19 protein-coding genes and 2 tRNA genes are annotated in these 21,865 nt (G+C 42.8%); 12 read left to right on the top strand and 9 right to left on the bottom strand.

Annotation, left to right across the window (positions count from 1 at the left end):
- Nucleotides 1–19: 19 nt before the first annotated feature.
- Nucleotides 20–988, top strand: a complete 969-nt coding sequence (locus tag F3I09_RS13940) for a DUF5007 domain-containing protein (protein ID WP_149695635.1) — start codon at nucleotides 20–22, stop codon at nucleotides 986–988.
- A 130-nt stretch (nucleotides 989–1,118) separates the two neighbouring features.
- Here the strand turns inward: F3I09_RS13940 and F3I09_RS13935 are convergent, their stop codons facing one another.
- Nucleotides 1,119–2,102, bottom strand: coding sequence for a quinone oxidoreductase (locus F3I09_RS13935; RefSeq protein ID WP_149695634.1), 984 nt, complete (start codon nucleotides 2,100–2,102; stop codon nucleotides 1,119–1,121).
- Between the two features lie 131 nt (nucleotides 2,103–2,233).
- On the opposite strand from F3I09_RS13935, the gene F3I09_RS13930 reads away from it, so the two are divergent.
- The gene (locus F3I09_RS13930) at nucleotides 2,234–2,608 is read left to right on the top strand and encodes a helix-turn-helix domain-containing protein (RefSeq protein WP_149695633.1); all 375 of its coding nucleotides are present in this window, start codon (nucleotides 2,234–2,236) and stop codon (nucleotides 2,606–2,608) included.
- 153 nt (nucleotides 2,609–2,761) lie between these two features.
- Nucleotides 2,762–2,849, top strand: a tRNA-Ser gene (locus F3I09_RS13925).
- 677 nt (nucleotides 2,850–3,526) lie between these two features.
- Here the strand turns inward: F3I09_RS13925 and F3I09_RS13920 are convergent.
- A complete protein-coding gene (locus F3I09_RS13920; protein ID WP_149695632.1) occupies nucleotides 3,527–3,835 on the bottom strand; it encodes an RNA-binding protein in 309 nt (102 codons plus the stop codon).
- A gap of 654 nt (nucleotides 3,836–4,489) precedes the next feature.
- On the opposite strand from F3I09_RS13920, the gene F3I09_RS13915 reads away from it, so the two are divergent.
- From F3I09_RS13915 to F3I09_RS13905, 3 genes are all read left to right on the top strand, one after another.
- Complete coding sequence (locus tag F3I09_RS13915) at nucleotides 4,490–5,398, top strand: LytTR family DNA-binding domain-containing protein (RefSeq protein WP_149695631.1); 909 nt, start codon at nucleotides 4,490–4,492, stop codon at nucleotides 5,396–5,398.
- Between the two features lie 124 nt (nucleotides 5,399–5,522).
- Nucleotides 5,523–6,677, top strand: coding sequence for an acyltransferase family protein (locus F3I09_RS13910; RefSeq protein ID WP_149695630.1), 1,155 nt, complete (start codon nucleotides 5,523–5,525; stop codon nucleotides 6,675–6,677).
- A 296-nt stretch (nucleotides 6,678–6,973) separates the two neighbouring features.
- A tRNA-Met gene (locus F3I09_RS13905) sits at nucleotides 6,974–7,045 on the top strand.
- A 122-nt stretch (nucleotides 7,046–7,167) separates the two neighbouring features.
- Here F3I09_RS13905 and F3I09_RS13900 read toward each other — a convergent pair.
- The 4 genes from F3I09_RS13900 to F3I09_RS13885 all read right to left on the bottom strand — a co-directional run bounded on the left by F3I09_RS13900 (nucleotide 7,168) and on the right by F3I09_RS13885 (nucleotide 11,490).
- Complete coding sequence (locus F3I09_RS13900; protein ID WP_149695629.1) at nucleotides 7,168–8,286, bottom strand: FAD-dependent monooxygenase; 1,119 nt, start codon at nucleotides 8,284–8,286, stop codon at nucleotides 7,168–7,170.
- A gap of 77 nt (nucleotides 8,287–8,363) precedes the next feature.
- On the bottom strand, nucleotides 8,364–9,227 hold the full coding sequence (locus tag F3I09_RS13895; RefSeq protein WP_149695628.1) for a helix-turn-helix transcriptional regulator: 864 nt from the start codon (nucleotides 9,225–9,227) through the stop codon (nucleotides 8,364–8,366).
- 338 nt (nucleotides 9,228–9,565) lie between these two features.
- Nucleotides 9,566–10,720: a YhcG family protein gene (locus tag F3I09_RS13890; protein WP_149695627.1), complete on the bottom strand. Its 1,155-nt coding sequence runs from the start codon at nucleotides 10,718–10,720 to the stop codon at nucleotides 9,566–9,568.
- Nucleotides 10,721–10,932: 212 nt separating this feature from the next.
- The gene (locus F3I09_RS13885; RefSeq protein ID WP_223233243.1) at nucleotides 10,933–11,490 is read right to left on the bottom strand and encodes a pectate lyase; all 558 of its coding nucleotides are present in this window, start codon (nucleotides 11,488–11,490) and stop codon (nucleotides 10,933–10,935) included.
- A gap of 207 nt (nucleotides 11,491–11,697) precedes the next feature.
- Between F3I09_RS13885 and F3I09_RS13880 the strand changes: the two genes are divergently transcribed.
- The 6 genes from F3I09_RS13880 to F3I09_RS13855 all read left to right on the top strand — a co-directional run bounded on the left by F3I09_RS13880 (nucleotide 11,698) and on the right by F3I09_RS13855 (nucleotide 19,474).
- Nucleotides 11,698–13,257 (top strand): serine hydrolase, encoded by a 1,560-nt coding sequence (locus tag F3I09_RS13880; protein ID WP_149695625.1) that lies wholly within the window; start codon nucleotides 11,698–11,700, stop codon nucleotides 13,255–13,257.
- A 131-nt stretch (nucleotides 13,258–13,388) separates the two neighbouring features.
- Entirely contained in the window at nucleotides 13,389–13,880 is a 492-nt protein-coding gene (locus F3I09_RS13875) for a lysozyme (protein ID WP_149695624.1), read from the top strand.
- Nucleotides 13,881–14,053: 173 nt separating this feature from the next.
- Nucleotides 14,054–16,435 (top strand): ABC transporter permease, encoded by a 2,382-nt coding sequence (locus tag F3I09_RS13870; protein ID WP_223233237.1) that lies wholly within the window; start codon nucleotides 14,054–14,056, stop codon nucleotides 16,433–16,435.
- Between the two features lie 403 nt (nucleotides 16,436–16,838).
- Complete coding sequence (locus F3I09_RS13865) at nucleotides 16,839–17,714, top strand: AraC family transcriptional regulator (protein WP_149695623.1); 876 nt, start codon at nucleotides 16,839–16,841, stop codon at nucleotides 17,712–17,714.
- A 277-nt stretch (nucleotides 17,715–17,991) separates the two neighbouring features.
- Nucleotides 17,992–18,471 (top strand): hypothetical protein, encoded by a 480-nt coding sequence (locus F3I09_RS13860; RefSeq protein ID WP_149695622.1) that lies wholly within the window; start codon nucleotides 17,992–17,994, stop codon nucleotides 18,469–18,471.
- Between the two features lie 61 nt (nucleotides 18,472–18,532).
- Nucleotides 18,533–19,474, top strand: a complete 942-nt coding sequence (locus F3I09_RS13855) for a hypothetical protein (protein ID WP_149695621.1) — start codon at nucleotides 18,533–18,535, stop codon at nucleotides 19,472–19,474.
- On the opposite strand, the gene F3I09_RS13850 is transcribed toward F3I09_RS13855, so the two are convergent.
- The 3 genes from F3I09_RS13850 to F3I09_RS13840 are packed head-to-tail and all read right to left on the bottom strand — an operon-like array spanning nucleotide 19,395 to nucleotide 21,628.
- The gene (locus F3I09_RS13850) at nucleotides 19,395–19,982 is read right to left on the bottom strand and encodes an adenylyl-sulfate kinase (protein ID WP_149695620.1); all 588 of its coding nucleotides are present in this window, start codon (nucleotides 19,980–19,982) and stop codon (nucleotides 19,395–19,397) included. The two genes, F3I09_RS13855 and F3I09_RS13850, sit on opposite strands and share 80 nt — an antisense overlap.
- A gap of 9 nt (nucleotides 19,983–19,991) precedes the next feature.
- Nucleotides 19,992–20,954, bottom strand: coding sequence for a hypothetical protein (locus tag F3I09_RS13845; protein ID WP_149695619.1), 963 nt, complete (start codon nucleotides 20,952–20,954; stop codon nucleotides 19,992–19,994).
- Nucleotides 20,954–21,628 carry an aspartyl/asparaginyl beta-hydroxylase domain-containing protein gene (locus tag F3I09_RS13840; RefSeq protein WP_149695618.1) on the bottom strand — a complete coding sequence of 225 codons (675 nt, stop codon included), beginning with the start codon at nucleotides 21,626–21,628 and terminating at the stop codon, nucleotides 20,954–20,956. The genes F3I09_RS13845 and F3I09_RS13840 overlap by 1 nt, the downstream gene beginning before the upstream one ends.
- Nucleotides 21,629–21,865: the final 237 nt, after the last annotated feature.

Raw genomic sequence — 21,865 nt, 5'->3', positions numbered from 1 at the left:
ATTACTTTATTTTATTATCATGAATAACAATTTCAAAGCTACTGCCTATGCATTGCTTGCAGCCGTTGCGCTTTCACCTGCCTGTAAAAAGGTAGAAAATGGTTACCTGAGTAACCAGATACGGTATGTTGATAATCCAATGGAAGTAAAGCGGGGACAGATCGAGCAAACCGTTGCGGTTAGTAATGATGGTTCGAGTGCGCCGGTTGTATACAAATTGCTCGATATCAGGGACAGTACAGGACATCATGCAGATTCACTCTATGCTTCTTACAACCGCTACGAATGGATCGGTGAGTTTAATCCGGATACTGACACCACAGTAGAACTGCTGAATAAGAAAAGACAGCTGGTGAATAGACCTCCTTTCGATTTCAATATTCATACAGGTGCATTTACTTTTTATAATACTACTACCAAGGTGCCGCTGGGTAAGTACGATTTTGATATCCAGGCCAGCAACGAAAATGGTACCAAGACCTTTAAGAACATTGCTTCTTTTACATTGGTGGATGATGCTCCTTATGTGATCGGTGCCGGCGGAGCAGCCTTGTTCCTGGATGGTACTACTACCAGTTATGACATCGGAGCGCCTGAAGTGAAAATCGTAAAAACTTCTGATGAGGGAACTAATATTATCCTGAAGATCACTGACCAATATGGTAATCCATTTAACCCTTCAGCAGGAGAGATCATCAGAAGGGGCGACCGCAGTGATTTTGGAACCTATGCGCAGTTTCACCCACTCGTGTATACAGATTCTACAATGACCTGTAATTTCGAGACAACTCCGTTTCCTTTAAAGCAAAGCAGTTTCGGTTACCTGATCTATTACCGTATTCCAAGTCAGTATGTGATGGCTGATCCTGGTTACGCACCGGATAATAGGCAGGTTTATAGTGCGAATCCAAGGTTCCAGTTTAATATCTACCAGGAAGGTACTTATGAAGTAACTGTGAAAGTGAGGCACGTAACAAGAGATAAATAAAAATTATAACAGTTCAGGGAGGCTGTATCATAAGTACGATACAGCCTCTTTTTTATTCAAGTACCTGATGGAGGTCTTACTTAATCAACTACCATCATTGCTTGGAAATAAAGATGCCTCAAAACGCTTATTAAGGTTTAAGAATAATGCTGCCAGTAGTCTTGCGTGACTCCATGTCAGCATGCGCAAGAGATGCATCGGATAAGGAATAGACCGAAGGTTGTTGTACATCAAATATGCCTTTTTCAACCTGTTCGAATACCTCTTTTATTGCATCGCCTTTCTTATTCTGATATCCGGGATAGTTATTGAGCTGAGCTTGTACAAAATGGATATTTTTTTGATCAAGCTGCAGTGCATCTACCTCGGGCCAACCCGATGCGCCACCATAAGAAACAAAGGTGCCACCTGCTTTTATCAGATCCATGGATTTATCAAAGATGTCTTTGCCGACACTGTCATATACTACGTCCACACCAGAACCGCTTGTGATAGCATTCACGCGGGCAGTAAGATTCTCATTTTGTAAATCAATTACATGCTCAAAACCTCGCCGTTCTGCCAGCTGTTTCTTAGCCGGGCTTCCCACCGTGCCTATAACAATAGCGTCCAGCGATTTAACCCACGCACTTAACAGCGTGCCTACACCTCCCGTCATTGCAGGAATAAGTACGTACTGTCCAGCTTTAACCGCATAACTATCCCTGATCAACATTTTGGCCGTAAGCCCTTTTACCATAACTGCGGCTGCTACGTCAAAAGTGATGGTATCAGGCAATTTAAAGATATCATCGACGCTGATTACTCTTTTTTGCGCATACGCCCCCGTGGTGGCATAATAGGCAACCCGGTCACCCACAGCGAATTCTGTTACGTCCTCACCGACGGCTGTTACTATGCCGGAGGCTTCCAGGCCGATCGGTGCAGGATATTTCGGTAGTGGGAATCTCCCACTTCTGAAAAAAACATCCAGGAAGTTTACAGCAATGGCCTTTTGCTCTATTAAAACTTCATTGGTACCTGGGGCTGATAGATCAATCGTTTCATATTTAAGAACTTCGGGGCTACCAGGTTGTTCAATAAGAACAACGCCACTTCTTGTTAAGATGCTCATTTTAATTTTTTTTAAGTTATTCCCTGCAAATTTATTTGCACTTCTCCTAATGATAGGTACCAGGTTCCTTTAAGGAAGTGCTTCCCTGTAGGGAAGTGCTTTCCCCCAAAGGAAGTAGTTACATTTGTGTAATGGGGACATCAAGACTTACTGAAAAAACGTTATCGAAGGCATGCATACAACATTTTAAGGCCATTGAAGATACACAGTACATCCTGACTGGAAAATGGCGGATATCCATAATTGCGATGCTGGTATTTAGGAAGATGCGCTACCTGGAACTACAGCGCTTACTGAATGGTATTGGTTCTAAAATGTTATCCAAGGAATTGCAACATCTGGAGATTAATGGATTGATCAATCGTACTGTCCTGAATACAAAGCCTATTACGGTAGAATATGAGCTTACAGAATATGGGAAATCGCTGAAGCCATTATTGGACGAGATGGCACGTTGGGGCAAAGAACATAAAAAACGCATTGTAAAGGAAGTTAGCAGAAAATAGGTTCTGGCCCCAAGTTATTTCTTTATGATTACACGCCAGCTGTAATGATGGAAAAATACTACATCCGGTCCTTATAATGGCGGGAACTTAGCATTCCCTCACATTTTTGAAAAAAATTTGGCAATTCTAATCTACTACTATTATTTTGCGCCCGGAGAAATGGCAGAGCGGTCGATTGCGGCAGTCTTGAAAACTGTTGACTGTAACAGGTCCGGGGGTTCGAATCCCTCTTTCTCCGCCAAGAAAATCTAAGCGACAGCGAAAAGTTTTTGAGTCTTCAGATGATGTCTGAAGGCTTTTTTGTTTGTGGCAGTCTCTGATCAAATGATTTTGACTGTAACAGGTCCGGGGGTTCGAATCCCTCACAGCCCGCTAAATCCCGAAGGAACCCGCGCTAGTCGCGGGTTTTCTATTTAGGTCGATTAGTTAGTCGATTTCACCCCATTGCGATTGACAATATTACTTTCTTCACACACCTTATGCTTGATTTGACAATGCAAAAGTCTATAGAAGTATAGTGACTACACGGGAACTAAATAGTAAGTTCAGTGTGTGGTAAATCATATTATTTCGAAATCAGGCTTAGGGTTTCTTTTTAAACAATGCACTATTCATACAGACCGGGGAACTCGTAAAGGCTAAAGTTTCCGAACTCACACCACCAACATGATGATACAAATCTTCATCATCACCTCATAGGCCGAACGCAGTTGCTGACAGTTTTTGTTACTATATCCCATCCTGGAGGTTTATTGAGGGTATAATTAAAAAATTAAGTGGGAAGTTCAGCTTGGGTTGCTACTATTTGGTACATAGAAAAGTAAAAGCAAAGCCACAAACTACTTAACGTATTCTGCTGCTTTGCTCTTCTGCTCTCTTAACAGATAAAGGTAATTGACGTTTTAAAACATCCAACTATTAGTATCTGGGTCTAAATCCAGGTCTTGGGCCGGATCTGGAGAAACGATTATTTTCTGGTCTTTCAGGTTTTGGACGAGCCTCATACACTACTATTGTCTGGCCAGCAACTACTGAATTATTCAATTCCTTAATTGCCTGTACTGCATTGGAATCGTCTGGCATTTCAACGAATGCAAAGCCTTTAGAACGGCCACTGTACTTATCATAAGCCACATTAATACTATATACAACTCCAAATGGGTCAAATAAAGACCATATTTCATCTTCAGTTGTTCTGTCACTTATATTACCTACAAAAATATTCACAATTATAATTTTAATTAAATACAGATACTGCTAAAAAACAGCAACTTAGGAAGAAAAAGGAACCCAAAATAAATCAGAAGGGGCCAAATGCAACCTTGCTAAAGTTAGAGCAATAAATTGGGTAATACAGGATTAATTTATAGGGATATTACATTAGTATTAAATTCTCTAATAAGGATTGCTGTATTAGTACTAACAGATCAGATCTACTGAATGCACTGTGACATAGATAGATTAGATAATATCCAGCTTTCAATATATTTTCATATTTAATCCACCAATGAAACATTGGATGGCAGACAAATCTTCTACAAACTGGTTCGAAATTTGTCCCCGGCAGCCCGCCAAGAAAATCTAAGCGACAGCGAAAAGTTTTTGAGTCTTCAGATGATGTCTGAAGGCTTTTTTGTTTGTGGCAGTCTCTGATCAAATGATTTTGACTGTAACAGGTCCGGGGGTTCGAATCCCTCTTTCTCCGCGCCAAAATTGTCTTTATGACTACAAAAAATTGAAGCCTTCAGATTGAATCTGGAGGCTGTTTTGTTTTTGGGATGCTTGATTGTCTTGAACGATCTGAGCAGGTAAATGTTATGAATGTATTGAAAAATCCGTGAATGTAGTAGATTTAACAGGGCATAAAGTCCCGTTTAATCTATGGAATTTTACATCAACCGGGAACATTTGCTTAAAGAGATTGACTATCCGGCCCGATATCGGTCCGAAAACCTTATCAGAACTGCAGCCATAATCTTTGGCGTCATCCTGCTTTTTCTATTATCGTTCAAGCCCTTTGGCGTGAATGCGCCGGAACAAAAAATGAATTATTTGTTCATTTGTTGTCTCCATGCATTATCGCCTGCTACTATCATTTATGTTTATTTCCAGACATTTAACCACCTCAGGACAAAGCACCTGCCATCGAAAAGCTGGACATTGCTCAGGGAATACAGACAGATCGCCGTTGTACTGCTTTTAACAGGCATAGCCAGTTTTTTAATGCGAGACCTTATCTACCGCAATACAAATAACTGGTCACTGTATTACTTGTGGGAGGAAATCAGGAACTGTTACGTTGGGGGTATTTTCTTTTATTTCTTTCTGAGGTTGGCGGGTTTCTATTTTCAATCCAAAAAAGGAGACCCTTTCGTTCTTCAGTTTATTCCACTAAAGTGTGAACCGAAAGAAACGGCTCCGGATTCTGTGATCTTTATCCATACACAGGTCAAACAGGATGATTTTAGATTGGATATCAGCGATTTACTATTTGCGAGAGCAGAAGGAAATTATGTCGAGCTGACAACCATCAGCAACAACCAGGTCAATACTGAACTTAAAAGAATTTCCCTTTCCCAGTTTGAAGCACAACTTTCAGCATATCCTCAGTTCTTCCGGAGCCATCGAACCTGTTTAGTAAACATGCTGCATATAGAAAAGGTCTCCGGCAACTCCCAGGGATACCTGCTTTCTTTTAGTACAACTGAATCTAAAGTACCTGTTTCAAGGGCACAGCTGAATAATTTTAACAGCCGGTATGAGCAGCTCCGGAACACATTTACGACCTAACCTTGTTGCTCATCACAAAGCCTAGTTATTGGTAACATCCGCCATGGGCGGCATTTTAATTGTCGTAGGTTTGTGATCTATTGCGGATGTCCGGCAATAGGCAAACAACACTAACCGATCAATTATGCCTTCCAGTACAATCTCTTTACCAACGGATGCCCGCCAGTCCAACAAGCTATTTTACATCGATAACATCAAAATATTGCTAACAATACTGGTTATACTTCATCATACTGTCATTGCGTATGGAGCTGCCGGCGGTTGGTATTATACGCAGAAAACGTCTCTTACCGGTGCCCTTGTTCCTATGACGATGTTCGTGAGTATCAACCAATCGTTCTTTATGGGATTCTTTTTCCTACTGGCAGCTTACTTTTCCGGCCCCTCCTATGACAGAAAGGGGGCAGGCCAATTTATTGCAGACCGGCTGCTCCGGCTGGGCATTCCCTTACTGTTTTATTCTTTTGTCCTTTCTCCTCTGTTTAGCTACCTGGTTTATTATTTTGCTAAAGGACATCATATTACTCTCCTTGAATACCTGACTGGTTACGATAGCTGGATAGATCCTGGCGTAATGTGGTTTGTAGCGGCCTTATTGGTGTTCACCTTTCTCTATGTAGCTGTACGAAGCCTGTTTACCTTCACATTCAGGAAACCTTTGCCAGCACCGGAAGCAGACACCATCCTGTTATTTGCGGTTGCAATCGGTGTGCTCAGTTTCTTTACCAGGATTATATTCCCTGTTGGATGGGTGCTCAAACCATTAGGGTTCCAGTTAGGGCATTTCCCGCAATACATAGCGCTATTTATTGTGGGTTTACTGGCCTTCCGTAACAAATGGTTTGAACAATTATCCGATCGTACCGGGAAACAGCTGACTTTATCTGCGTGGTTGTGTCTGTTATGCCTTCCATTATTTTTTCTGATCCGGGTTAAACTCAATATGCCTATTGCCTGGTATTCAGGAGGATTTCACTGGCAGTCGCTCATGTATGCTGTATGGGAACAATGGATAGGGCTTTCCATCCTGACGGCATTGCTCGTTCGGGGGAAAAGGTCATGGAATATATCATCCGGCCTGCTCCGTAAATTATCCCGATCTGCTTTTGCTGTTTATATTATCCATCCGTTGGCGATCATTTCTCTGTCGCTCGCTGTCAGGAATTTACCCATTGATCCTGCGTTTAAATTTTTGCTGATAGCTCCATTGGCCGTTTTAGGCAGCTTTTTACTAGGATCCCTGATTGTATTAGTCCCTATTGTCAGAAGAATTGTTTAAGAGCCAGAAGATAATTGTCTACTTTGAAGTGGCAGTTGATTGCTGGTTAACTTCTTTTATCTGTAGCTAAAGACCATCAGTCTCCTTTCCATTTGATTCGAAACTTGTCTCCGGTGGCCGCTAAGAAAATCTGTGCGATAGCGAAAAATTTTCTTAGCGGCCAGATGATGGCTGAAAGTTTTTCTTTGAGTGATTGAGGATGGGCAACCTTGTCCTGGAATGATTTTGATTGTCAAATGTCCGGGTAAAAAAAAATTTGGTTAAGTATAATCGTTTATGCATCTTTGCACCCTCATTGTGAGGTAGAGCAGTGGTAGCTCGTCGGGCTCATAACCCGAAGGTCAGAGGTTCGAATCCTCTCCTCGCTACAATAAAAAGTCCCGGTATAGCCGGGACTTTTTTTATGGTATTCAAAGAGCTGTAATTCTGTTGCATTTATAGACTTGCATTAATGGTCAAAGGTCCGGGGCAAATCCTTCTTTCTCGAATGCTAAAACCCTTCTTCGTTTCTTTTGCGAATAGCTTCTTCCGTTCTTGGAATAAATTTTTCTCTTACATTAAGTTCGGCTTCGGCTTGAACTTCTTCAATAAACGGACGTAAATTTTTATTGTAATCCTGAAACGCTAATTCAAAATTTCCATTATGTTTCTGTAGCGCATCAGCCAGTACTGCAGCTCCTTCCATCGCTAACGCGCCCCCCATTCCTGCTGCAGGCGAAGCGCAATAGGCTGCATCTCCAACCAACGCCACTCTGCCTTTTGTCCACGACGGCATTTTAATCTGGCAAAATTTATCGAAGTAAAAATTTGTTGAATGATTTACTTCTTCCAATAATTCTGCGGTTCTCCATCCCTGTCCAACAAACTGTTCCAGAATGATTTTCTTTTGTTGTTCAACATCACGATAGTTGTACGGAATTTCTTTTTCTGAAAGGAAACAAAAGACGATATCGGTTTTATTCTTGTATGCATTAAGCATATAAGCTTTGCCCGGCACATTATAAAACTGCATTGTATCCTTCTTTACCAATGATTTGTTCACAATTGAGATGGAAAAATATGCTTCGAGAAAATGTGTATATTTAGTTTCGTCACCAAACCAGATTTTTCTTACTCCCGAATGTGTACCATCGCATCCAATTACAAGGTCAAATACATGTTGCGAACCATTTTTGAAAGTAACGTGTATATCGTCTTTCCTTTCGTTTAAGGCTGTAATGCTGTCGTTGAAGATAAATTCAACATCGTTTTTTAAGTCATCCAATAAAATACTCACTAATTTAGTTCGTTCAATTTCGATTTCATCATTGGGAACTTCCACTTCTTTCGTCTTTATTATAATTGATTTTTCCGTTTCATCGTCCGCATTTTTAAATTCTATCATTTCTAAATTCAAGGCGTTTGATTTTAATCGCTCAAAAATTCCCATACGCTTAACAACATCAATCGTTTTTCCACGAATATCAACAGCAGTACCACCCATTCTAGGTTCATTTGCAATTTCAACAATAGTTACTTTGTAACCTAATCTGTTCATCCAATAGGCTGTTGAAAGTCCAGCTATACTTGCGCCCGAAATGAGTACTTTTTTTTCTTTTAATGATTCCACTTTTATACCTTTTTTGTTGGTACAAAGTAACTGCACATAAATACGGGAAATAATGACAATACGAAGTAAGTATTGGACTAATCGAGGTTTTTGTTTCGGAAAGCTATTGGTGTTTTTCCTACAGCTTTGGTAAATAATCGTGAAAAATATTGATAATCATCATAACCTAGTTCCGTAGCAATTTCTTTTACCGCTTTATCAGAATGAGAAAGAAAACGTTTCGCTTCTAGGATCAATCGTTGCTGTATATGATGGGAAACAGAATGCCCCGTTGTGTTTTTGACGCATTCGTTCAGGTAAGGTGTAGATATGTTTAGTTTTTGGGCATACTCTGCCGGTCGCTTGGCAATTGTATAATTACGTTCTAATAGTTCTTTGAAGGCTTTTGAAACAGTTTCAAGTCGTGAAAGCTTGTCAGTTGGTTTAGATTGTTCCAGATATTGTGAAACAACTAATGCGACCAATGCGTTGCAACTATCTTTTAGTAACGAATGATATAGTCGGTCGTTTTTCCGGTCAAAAAATTTTATGCAAAGCGATACTGCTTCAGAAAGAATGGAAAACGTTTCTTCTTTTAAAACCAGCGGTTTTGCTGGTGTGATATCCTCCAGTAATTTCAGATATTCAGGATTCAGTTGTTCATTATTGATTGACCAACAGCTGACGACCACATTTTCAAAGGTTATTATGCGATGTACCTGATTAGGGTGAATATAGATAATAGAGAAAGGCTTGATTGTATGCTTTTGAAAATCAATTTCAATGGAAACGCTTCCTTTTTCAAGCAGGAAGAATGAATGCCCATCCTCCCGATGTGATTTCTTTGCGTCTTCCATGTCTCCAGCGTGTAAATCTTTAACAGATATTTTTTCAATAGCGATACCTGAGCCAAACTGGTTCGCCATAGGATTTACTGGAATGGATTTTCGCTTTTTAGACATGTTTTCCCGATTCACTTCATAAAGATAGCTGCGAATTTGTCATATGACGCAATAAAATTTGCGACACTATATCTTCCTGCTTTTAAAATCGGCTTAACGCGCGTGGCGATGGGCGACAGGTCAAAGTAAATCACTAATGGAGCGATATAGGTGCAGTGGACTTATCTGATAAAAAAAAGTGACTGGGTTTGAATTATATATTTTGGAATCAATTTCTTATAGAGGGATTTATGCAAAAAAATCCAATATATAGCGGAAAAATTTAAGCCTTCAGACATCATCTGAAGGCTCTTTTTGTTTTACCAGCACTCCCCAACAGCTGGGTAATTAAGCAATATTTATTGCTTATCTTCTACTAGTTCCTGTTCTAAGTCTGCAATATCCGGTAGCTGGGATTTCAGTTCTTCAGGAATTGCTTTCGCCAATTGATATTCCGCTACACCAATTGGATGTTGCATTCCTTTCAGTGCATATTCAGCTAATACCTCATTCTTTCCTTTGCATAATAAAATACCGATGGTGTCGTTGTCTCCCGGACCTTTCAGCTGGTCATTTATGACATTGATGTAGAAATTAAGCTGACCGGTATCACCTGCTTCAAAATCACGTGCCTTCAACTCAACTACTACGTAGGCATGCAGACGGGTATGGTAAAGGAGGAGATCTATATAAAAATCCTGACCACCTATTTCTACGCGTACTTGTTTACCTATAAAGGCAAACCCCTTACCGAGTTCCAGCAGGAATTTAGTAATGTGGTCGGTGAGTTGTTGTTCAATATTTCTTTCGTCAGCTTTTCCTTTCGCCTGGACAAAATCAAATATATATGGGTCCTTCAGAATATAGTTGGCAAAATCAGTTTGAGGTTCCGGCATAGTTTTCGAAAAGTTGGTTACTTTTTTTGCTACTACCTGTCTCTCATATAGGCCACTTTCTATCTGCATGGCAAGGACATTACGACTATTTCCATGTTCTATTGTATTTAACATATACCAGAATCGTTTGCCTGGATCTGCTATCTTGTCCATTAAAATTACATGGTGAGACCATGTAAGTTTTGAAACTATAGATTGTAGAAAAATTGTTTCTTCTAATTGCGCAACAGGTTGTTGCGTAATTTCAACTAATTGATTATCAGCTAAATTTAGTTTTTCAAGGATATGCTGGGTCAATGCATCGGATGTACCTAATTCAGCTTCCAATTGTACAAATTTTTGTAAAAGTTGTATAGGATAGGTTTCCGAGAATTGTTTCATATACAACAAATTTCTGGCTGAAAACCCTTTGATTGAAGGGAACTCTTTTTTTAAATCGGCTGCTAACAATGATATGATTTTTGCACCCCATCCTTGTTCTTCCTGATGCTTAATAATAAAATTGCCGGTTTCCCAATATAAAAACAGCATATGGGCATTTGCAGCAATGACAGTTTTCAACTGTGCTTGTTGTACTTTCTTTTTAAGCTCAACGAATAATAATTTGTAATCGTTCATAAGACAATCAACATTTGAATTTATGGTTACCTAATAATGAATTATGAACAAACAATCAATCTCAATATGTGGTTAACTAATTTAAAATCAGATGGAATTAACACATTTCAAATAGCCGGTGAAGTTACATGTTTTAACTGAAAACCCATTTGAAAACGTGTACATATTATCCGGATATTTCTCTGGAGAATATGTACCCGGTCTTTACCTCATTAATATGTACTTACCTGCGAGGAATTAGGTACTTCCCACAGTTTGGTTACACTGGAAGTCGTAATATTCCTGTATCGAACTCTCAGGTTTACGCTTTCTGTACACACGATGTTTGTACCTCCTGAAAAAGTACCGCCATTGATAGTAACGGTCACGGCATACTGACCACTACCATTGGTACGTAGTACCTTTCCAAAAGTGGTTGCCTTGAAGTTGTTCAATATGATAGTCCCATCTGCGTTTATTTGCAGTATCTTATCATATGCTTTTTGTGCAACGCAGTTGGTCAACGTTACGGTGCCCTTTGATTTAAGCGTCATAGCATCTTCTCCAACGTCCGGCCATTGTACATTTTCCAGAGTGGCATTTCCATATACGTGCACACCGTCGCAACCCGGGGCACCAATCTTTACATTTTTGAGTACTGCGCCATTTTCCAGTCGGAATATAGGTTTCTGATCCTCAGCCTGGCTGCCGTCACCCATGCCGGAGGCAATAATGGTATTTCCGCCACCATCATAGGTTTGTCCTGCTTTTACGAGAATAGTTTGAGTGATAGGTACATTGGCCTTAATGGTGACATCTGTCCCTGCGATAGCGTCATCGTTGCTGGGGATTCATCGCTTTGGATCAGTTTACAATTCCCGGCATAAAATGACTAACTTCATTGCTGATATGTATTCCTTTTAGAAGGTGGTTTCCGATTGTCAGTGAAGTGGGTACATCATGACAAGTAGATCAATTGTTTTCCCAATATTAAGTCGATGAAATACTGCTTAATGCTCATCCTGAGCGCCTGTACGAACCTGGCAGCGGCCCAGCAGGACATACGCGTTGTGCGGTTTGCCGCAGGATTAGATTCCATCCGGATGCAACTGAAGATACCAGGTATGGCAGTAGCCGTGAAACAGGATAAGAATATCCTGTTAAAGCAGGGATTCGGACTTGCCAACCTGAAAGACCGGGTACCGGCAACAGCGCAGACATCTTTCCGCGTCGCTTCAGTCACAAAGACCTTTACATCCACGCTGATCATGCAACTGGTAGCACAGGGGAAACTGAACCTGGATGATCCCATCAGCAAATATGACCTGGACCTGGGCAATCCCAATATTACTCTCAGGCAGTTGCTGACCCATACTTCCGAGGGAACGCCGGGGATGGCTTTCCAGTATAACGGTTACCGGTTTGGATTGCTTGGGTCTGTAATGGAGAAGGCATCTGGTATGCCGTTTTATCGCCTGCTGATGGAGAATATCCTTATTCCACTAAAAATGACTTCCTCAGCACCGTTCCTATCGCTGCATCAGTTTTATGAATACAAGAAGATCAATCCTGGAGTAATACCATATTTCGATACAGCCATCTCCCGTTTGGCTGTGCCTTATAATATGACCGCTAAAGGTGAGATCGCCCGTATGGAATATTCGGGTGAGTTCGGTGCTTTCGGAGGGCTGGTAACAACTGCAGGAGACCTGTTAAAATACTCAGAAGCCATTGACGGTAATCTGTTTATTTCCGCAGCATTGCAAAAGCAGGTGTTTACGCCCAACCGCACACGGAACGGCACTATTACTCCCTACGGTCTTGGTTGGTTTGTGCAGCAGTATCAGGGAATGGACTTTTATTGGCATTACGGACAGACGCCGGGAGAATCGGCCCTTTTTGTTAAAGTGCCTGCACTGAGATTGACGCTGGCTGTTACCTGCAATACTGATAAACTCAGTCAACCCTTTCAACTAGGAGATGGAGACCTGTTTATGTCGCCGGTCGCACAGCTTTTTTATCATTGTTTTATACTGAAAAGTGAACAACCGCCACATGACCTGTACAATAAAGAACTGATCGATGGTGCGACCATGGCCCTCCTCAACGGCGATAGTCTGAAAGCACGCAATTTATATGCCCTATATAAAAAGAATAACCCGGTGAGTGGCCCGGCAGTACCTACAGGCAAGCTGGTTGCCGGAATAGGGGAAGTAGGGATCAACCGGGAACTTTCCAGGCCATTCACTTTATCTCGGCCAGTCAAGCTGAGGATCTATGGTGTGGGAGAAAACTGTTCAGGAGATGGCAGCTCCTGGTGCGATTACGGATGGATCACTGACCATAACGGCAAGATTGTGTGGCAGATGCAGGGACAACCTGCTAGTCCTGCCGGAGGAGCGCTCAAAAATCAAAAGGTTGACCAGGTTATCACGTTGCCGGCAGGGAGTTATATCCTTCATTACAAGTCTGATGCCGGGCATGCTTACAACAACTGGGATTCGCTTCCGCCGGATCTCTTTTTCTGGGGTATCCTGATCCTGGATGCAACAAAATAAGCATTCTGCATTCTTCCTTATACACGCAACAGTCAAGAAGCTCTTCCAGGTTTTCCATGGGCGGACTTGAGATATAATATATTTATTATATCTTTAATGCTTAAGAATCTAAACATTTCAATCTATACACTATGGAATTAGGCGCCCAAGGGGAGAAGCTCATTAAGCATTTCGAGAAATGCCGTCTCACAGCATACCAGGACAGTAAAGGCGTTTGGACAATTGGTTGGGGTAACACCGTTTACGAAGACGAGAAGCCGGTTAAAAAAGGTGATGTAATCACTCAGCAGCGTGCAGATGCCCTGTTTGCCAGTATCAAGAAAGGATTTGTGGCGAAAGTAACTAAGCTGACAACTGGTATAGCGCTGAAACAACAGCAGTTTGACGCCCTCGTATCTTTTGCGTACAACGTTGGCGCTGATATGAATAACAATGGCATTGCTGAAGGCCTGGGAGACAGCACCCTGCTGAAGGTGGTAAAAGCAAACCCTAAAGACCCTTCTGTTGTTATGGAATTCCTGAAATGGAATGTATCCGGAGGAAAAGTACTGGATGGACTGACCCGCCGCCGTAAGGCCGAGGCTTACCTGTATATGTCAGGCGAGCTGGAATTTTTTGAATAGCAGGTGCCTGTTCCCGCCATTGCGTTAATGTAGTGCCCCCTGTTCGGATATGAACAATACTTATGCTGAAAGCGAACAAAATAGGTTACCCCTGACTGTATAAGTTGTTGTAAATAAGTATGTTTATATTGTGGTATAGTATTCACTGATACTAATCAGGATCAAGACCTTTTATGATGCTGAGAAACTATATTAAAATCGCCTGGCGGAACCTGCTCCGCAATAAGATATTTTCCGCTATCAATATGTCGGGCCTTGCCCTGGGGATGGCCTGTAGTCTGCTGATCATTCTCTGGTTGCAGGATGAGCGTGGCGTGGACGGCTTTCATACAAATGGTGACTATCTGTACCAGGTGTATGAAAGCCAGTTCTATGATGGCAAAGTCGGTTCAGGTTATACAACCCAGGCCTTGCTGGCAGAAGAGCTGAAAAGGGTAATGCCGGAAGTGCAATATGCCAGCGGACTGGAATACACAGCTCCCCCCGGTACCCTTAATACTTTTAAGGCAGGCGAACAGACTGGTAAAATGGAAGGCTATTATGCCGGCGCCGATTTCCTCCGCATGTTTAGTTACCCATTGTTACATGGTAATCCTGTCACCGCATTAAACAGCCTCACTGATATTGCCATTTCCCATAAGATGGCAGCCTTCTTTTTCGGCAGCCCCGAAAAGGCAATAGGCAAAACCATACGTTTCGAAAATAAAGAAGATCTGCAGGTGACAGCCATCTTTGAAGATGTACCTGAAAATTCTTCCCGGCATTTTGATTTTCTGCGGAGCTGGAAAGCTTTTGCAGCGACAAATGACTGGGTGAATAACTGGAGCAATACGAGTCCGGCTACGTTTGTCCAGTTACGTAAGGATGCTGATCGCGATAAAGTGGCTGCCAAGATGAAGGACTTTATCTACAGATATAAATCAAAAGTAGAAGGGGAGCGTATTGAACTGGGGATACAGCCTTATCCTGAAACCTATCTGCATTCGGTATTTAAAAACGGAGTGCCGGATGGAGGACGCATAGAATATGTAAAACTGTTCACACTTGTATCCATTTTTATTCTGCTGATAGCCTGTATCAATTTCATGAACCTGACCACCGCTCAATCTGCCAAACGCGCAAAAGAGGTAGGACTGAGAAAGGTCATAGGCGCAGATCGTTTTTCATTGGTCAGCCAGTTCATGGGAGAAGCAATGCTGCTAACAGCATGCGCCTTTGTTGTCGCCGTTCTGCTGGCCATACTGTTGTTACCTGCATTTAACACACTAACAGGAAAACACTTATTCTTACCGCTTACCCAGCCGCTGTTCTGGTTGTCATTGATAGGATTACTGATTGTGACTGGTGTTGTTGCTGGCAGTTACCCGGCCTTATTTCTTTCTTCGCTGAATCCGGTGCGTGTATTGAAAGGAGGATTGAAGGTCGGCGGAGGGACTGCCTGGCTGAGAAAAGGATTGGTAGTATTCCAGTTTGCACTTTCCATTATACTCATGGTCAGCATGATCGTGATATACCGTCAGATGAATTATATACAGACGAAGAACTTAGGATATGACAGGGAGGACCTGATATACATTCCCATTGAAGGAGATTTGATCGGTCACTATGCTCATTTCAAGGAAGAAGCATCCCGGCTGCCGGGTATCCTCAGTGTGTCAAAAATGAGGAATTCACCGACTATTATTGAGCATCATACAGGAGATGTTGCCTGGACAGGTAAGGATCCCAATGATATAATATCATTTGCAGATGGTGTGGTAGGATATGATTTCGTAAAGACAATGAAGCTGCAACTAATGGCAGGACGTGACTTTTCCAGGGAGTTTGGTACTGACTCGGTAGCTTATCTGCTCAATGAAACAGCGGTGAAAAAGATCGGGTATAAAGATCCTATTGGTCAGATAGTGACCTGGCGCGGTAACCAGGGGCCAGTTATTGGTGTGCTCAAAGATTTTCATTTTAACTCTATACATCAGTCGATAGACCCGCTCATCATCCGGTTGGATGAAAACTGGTCATGGGGCACCATCCTGATCAGGACGAAGGCAGGTAAAACAAAAGAAGCTATTGCCGGTCTGGAAAAGCTGTGCGGGACATTGAATCCGGGATTCCCTTTTACATACCAGTTCTCTGACCAGGAATATACGAAGCTGTATAAAAGCGAACAGGTTGTAAGTTCGCTCTCCAACTACTTTGCCCTGCTTGCTATTTTTATTTCCTGCCTGGGATTGTTTGGACTGGCCACTTTTACTGCTGCCCAACGCACCAAAGAGATTGGTGTACGCAAGGTGTTGGGTGCTTCTGTATCGAACATCACCGCGATGCTGTCAGGCGATTTCCTGAAACTGATCCTGGCGGCTATGGTACTCGGATTCCCCGCCGCCTGGTTATTCATGAACCACTGGCTGCAGGGATTTGCTTATAAGATTGACATAGAGTGGTGGATGTTTGTGTTGACGGGTTTTGTGATAGGATGCATAGCCTTGCTGACGGTGAGTTACCAGAGTGTAAGGGCTGCATTAATGAACCCTGTGAAGAGCCTGAAAATAGAATAGGACGTATGCTCAACAAAACGTCAATGGATTCCATTAGTACCTTTTGTTTATAGCCCGGGGTGCAACCCCGGGATGGCAACAAACCGGGGAACACAACGAATGGTAACAAACCGGGGAACACAACGAATGGTAATAAACCGGGAAACACAACGAATGGCAACAAACCGGGGAACACAACGAATGGCAATAAACCGGGAAACAAAACGCCAATGGACTCCTTTAGGAGTCCTGGTGTTTATAGCCCGGGGTGCAACCCCGGGGACAAATGGTATGCCCCCCGGAATTGTTGGGTTCCGCCCCGCGTAATCCCCAACCCCGATAACATTGGCCCGCATGAATCCCCTAATCCCCCAAACATTTTGAACGGACGAAAATTCGTTAATTTAGCCCCAACATTACGAGGATGGCTAAAATTCCGGTTTATGATGTAGGTGCAATATCAGGCGTGAAGGATGATGATATTCAGATCAGCAGATTTGCACCATACCTGCTTGTTCATGAGAACCTGCGCAATGCGCATAAACACACCTTTTTCCATGTCATGCTTTTCACTGAAGGAGCAGGTACACACACCATTGATTTCAAAACCTTTCCTGTTAAGCCTTACCAGATCTATTTCATGATACCGGGACAGGTACACGGATGGCAGTTTGAAGGCCATGTAGATGGTTATATCCTCAATTTCTCCCATACATTTTTACACGCTCTGCTGCTGAAACCCGATTACCTGGAACAGTTCCCGTTTTTCAGCGGTGACGTTGACGAGGCAGTGATAAATTTGCCGGAAGAGCTGCATAAGCCCATAACATTAATCTTTGAAGGATTGATCAGGGAGAGTGAACAGCGGGAGCGTTTATCTGTAGATATGATACAGGTATTGATGTTGCAACTGTTCATCCTGGTGGGCCGCCTGAGTTTTGATAAAGACTCATCCCATGCAAATGCCTACAACTATGCGTTGGTAAAGAATTTTCAGAAGTTGATCGAAAGGAATTACCGTACTTTAAAGCTGCCTAAAGATTATGCGGAGCGGTTATTTGTTACGCCCAATCATTTAAATGCTCTCTGCAACAGTGTGCTTGGCATGTCGGCGGGAGAGGTGATCCGCAACCGTATCCTCCTGGAAGCAAAGAGACTGCTCACCAGTCAGGACTCTACTATTTCCGAGATCGCTTACGAACTGAATTTTGCAGATAATTCTTACTTCACGAAGTTTTATAAGAAGTATACAGGGCAAACGCCTGAAGAGTTCAGAAAGAGTCTGCGGCAATTATCTTAAATAGTCAGCAAAAAGGCAGCAGCTACGAGAATAACAGTCAGGATTACTTCTGCCCATATTTTGCGGCTCATCCGCTTTTGTTGCGTAGTGGTAGATAACGTCGTAGAATTCATAATGATGGAATTGTAATAGAAACAACTTACGATATAAGTTTATGAATATAGGGAAAAAAAGCATTAATGAGTAGAAAATGAGCGTTTTTTAGAGTAAAAGACCGGCTTTTTGGTCGGAAAAGGGCCTTTTCCCTTATTTTTAAGAAGGACAATACTATACCCAAATGAAAAGAATCCTTCTTTCCTGCATCGGTCTTTGTAGCCTCCTTTTTTTCGCATCCTGCGCCTGCGTGCCGCTTAGAAAGTACAACGATAAGCGTCTTACCAGGTATATTAACAGGAATCTTCCTTCTATACATACGCTGAGCGACAGTCTGCTGGTACTAGCCAATAACAATAATTACGACTACCCGCATTATACTTTAAAGAGCCAGCAGCTGAGGAATGCGATGTCAGCGCTTGGGTTAGAGACTTCGGTATATTATAAACAGCAATATCCATACGACCCCTGTAATGAAGTGCCTTGTGACAGTGTGATCATCTTTAAGCAGATGTCTATCCTGTTGGGGGTAAGGGAAGTTATCTATGATTTCTCCATGAATCCAAAGTCGTACCCGGAATACCTGCAGTACGGGAATTTTTATAGCTTCAAAAAGGCTGCACCAAATGTCTACATAAGAAGAAGGCCGGTCCCGATGATGTAGTTGAGTTACAGAGGAAATTATCCGGCAAATCGGCGTAACTTCACAGCCATTTGCTATAACTATGAAAGAAGTTTTTTTGTGCCTGCTTTGGAGCCTGGGAATTGTTGCCCACTGCGCTGCACAGGAAGGAGACCTCCAAAAGAAGAACCTCAGTGATACTATTTTACTGCCTACCCGTACACTTAATGTAACAGGGGCCTTCGATGACCTCAAGGTATTAAAGCAGTTATTCCCCGGTAAATACTATGATCTGTCGTCTGGTAAATATAAAAACCAGCTGATCAACTGGGAATGTAAGACCTGTAAACCGAAGTCTTATATAGACGAGAATGAGGGCAGCAGCTATGATTTCCCTTATGCAGAAGGAACAGCGACCCGCTTACTCAAAGTATACAACTATAAAGACTCTTCCGGGACGCAATACAAAATGCTCACTTTCAATCATTCAGAATTTGACCCGGATGGCATGCAAATATCCCGTTTTACGGGGGGAACCATTGGATTTGCCAAATTTACCAAGGTAGACAGCGTCTGGTCATTGAAATACTTCCAGCCGGCTGCTGGTGCGTATGGTGCGTTTTCCCAATGTCCGTCCCCTGAATTGCTGCTGATCGGACATGATCAGTACGCATTTATGATCAAGAGTTCGAATGGTGGCGCCGGGGGACCGTTTTATGGTAACCTGTACCTGATAGCAGGAGCAGATGGAAGCTATAAAGAGGTTTTGTCTGCTAATTGGGTGGAACGGACCAACGTTGACGAAAATATGTCTGGCTGGACCTGTACGTACAATGCACCTGTTAGTAACAAAAGGTTTTTCCGGGATATCATCGTAACGATCAAAGGCAACTATAATGCGGATGATTTCGAGGATTTACCAGAGGAGGTAAAGCCCTATGCGAAAAGCAATAAAAAAGGCAAGTTCACTCTGGCGAAGCGTTACGTGTATAAATGGGGGAAAGGGTACCAGTTCCAGGGGCCGGCAGGAGTGACAGTTGATTAAGGAAACTGACTGTCTGGCTAAGCACTTCTTCCACACTTAGGCTGCCTGTGTCCAACGTTAGATCGGCTTGCAGTGGCTCTTCAAAGGTATCATTCAGGCCGGTCAGGTTATGGATCTTTTCAGGGTGTGAGTCGGGCAGCAGGGCTTTCCGGTACAATCCCTTCGGGTCTCTTGCTATCAGCGCCTGCAGGCTGCATTTCAGCCAGATGAGGGTAGCGCCGTATCTCGCTTTAAGGCTATTCCTGCCTTCTTCATAGGGATTAATGGCTGCGATGAAGATATAGTCATAGTCCGCCGATATTGAGGCGGCATAAGCACCCAGCCGGGAAACATTTTCCAATCTGTCTGCTTTGCTGAAGCCTAAATCTTTACACAGCGTTTGCCGGTAAACGTCTCCGTCTATCAGTTTAATTTTTACATGATGTTGATTGCCCCACTCCAGCAAGGCATTGGACAGCGTTGTTTTGCCTGCTCCTGATAAACCTGTGAATTGAATGATATGTCCCATTGAAACCTGTCAGATAGATAGTGTATGCGATGATCTTAACTGCTCGTATGCGTTGTGCGCATCCTGAAAGAAGAAGCGCTCCCTGTTGTCGAATGATTCCGGTTTAAATACCTCTTGTGAGGCTTTACTGTGATATTTCAGGCGATCGTGTACCTGTTCCTCATCTTTTATGGCCACTCCTGAGAAATGGCTGAAAGCTGCCATCATTTCCTGTACACCATCCGCATAATCAAAAAAGCAATTCTGGGCATAATTAAGCTCCAGGATGCTTTGGAGTTTAAGATAGAACTGCTGTAACACCTGGGCGGTATAGCGGTTAAAATCGCCTCCAAATTGTCCTGGATCATCCGTTTTGAGGAGGGCAGGAGAGACCATGCCGGGAACCGAATGAATGCCCCTGCGTTTATCATGCGACGCGATCACCTCATCCGGTTTACGATAAAGGAAGAAAAAGGGTGTATGCGGATACCATTGCCTCAGCAGTTCATAAAAGTGAATATGCCAGCTGTCGAGTTTTATGATATAGTGTTGCTCTTTAAAATTGCGTTGTTGTCCCATTAGCCTGACTGCAGCCCTGAACCAGTCCTCAAGTATAGATAAGGGCAGATCCGGCTGATGTTCGCGGGCTCTTAAAATTTCATCCAGCAGCGGCGCTTCTGCTATGACGATGTTTTCCTCCGGCGCTGAAAATGCCTGTGATAGCAGGGTAGAGCCACAGCGGGATACATGGAAGACGAAAGCTGAAGGCTCTAGTGCAGACAGGTCATTGCTGACGTCCGCAGCGAAATCCATTGTGGACAGGCTTTCCAGGGAAGAGCGCTGCCGTTGACTGATCCGGCATACCTGGATAGTCTCATCAAAAAAGGGAAGGATCATTCGCTTGTCGACCAGGTCGAGCCATTTCACGATCCATCCCTGTGGCGTATAATTGAGTTTGTAAGGTATCCAGTTTGTAATGGAGGATGTCTGCATTAATTTTCTGCTTTTAGGCTGGCAATAAGGTTCCTTGCTATGTCCGTATCAATTTTTTCCAGCTCTTCGATCATTCTGGCTTTCGTTGCTGCATCATATGACGGTTTTTCTTCTGAAAGATCAAAGCCATGTGCTGCGAATAGCCGGTCGGTCCACTCGTTGCGTATACAGTCCATGATCAGGTGAATTCTGTTAGTATTGCCGTTGTTGACAATACTGTGTGTCTGGCTGAAGTCCATGTACCAGCATTCGCCTGCCTGTAAATGCAGTGTTTCATCCTCGACGGTAAAGTATACGTCAGGATTGGTAACGATGGGAATATGAATTCTGAAATTACCGTCACGGTAGCCACAGCCCATATCCTTATGAGGTTTGATCTCGCTGCCGGGCGCGAGTGATAACAGGCGTACGGCCTCCTTTTCACAGTGCCAGGTATCCAGTATTTTTTGCACATAAGGCATCATTTCCAGTGCGGGCGTGTTTTTATATGCGACGTCTGCCTGGGCATATATATCATCGTTCCTGCCTGTGGCTGAACGTAGGGAAATACTCCGCCAGTCGCCGTTGAAATCTTTGGTATTAAAATGTAGGGACCAATCCTGTTGCAGCACCTGTTGTAGCTCCGCAATAAGTAGCGCTTCGTTGTAGGTATCGGAGAATCTGATGTAATTCATTGAAAATGCGTAAGGTAAGGCTAAGATAGGGTATTAATTGATTTTGAAAAGATGTTTTTATTAATAAATTTCAGAATGTGTTAAATTGGATATCCAAGATGAATAAGCAGATGAAATTTCAGATTGAAAACGGGTTAGGCATAATTTCGATTCGTGCAAGCGAGGTATTGATCAATTTTCAGGAATTTGATCCGGAAACCAACAAGTACGTCACCAGGATATAGTGCCTGCGCTGGT

The sequence above is a fragment of the Chitinophaga sp. CF418 genome (assembly GCF_900142925.1).
GTDB lineage: Bacteria > Bacteroidota > Bacteroidia > Chitinophagales > Chitinophagaceae > Chitinophaga.
Note: the sequence above shows the minus strand (reverse complement) of the source record. Positions and strands in the feature narration are given on the sequence as shown.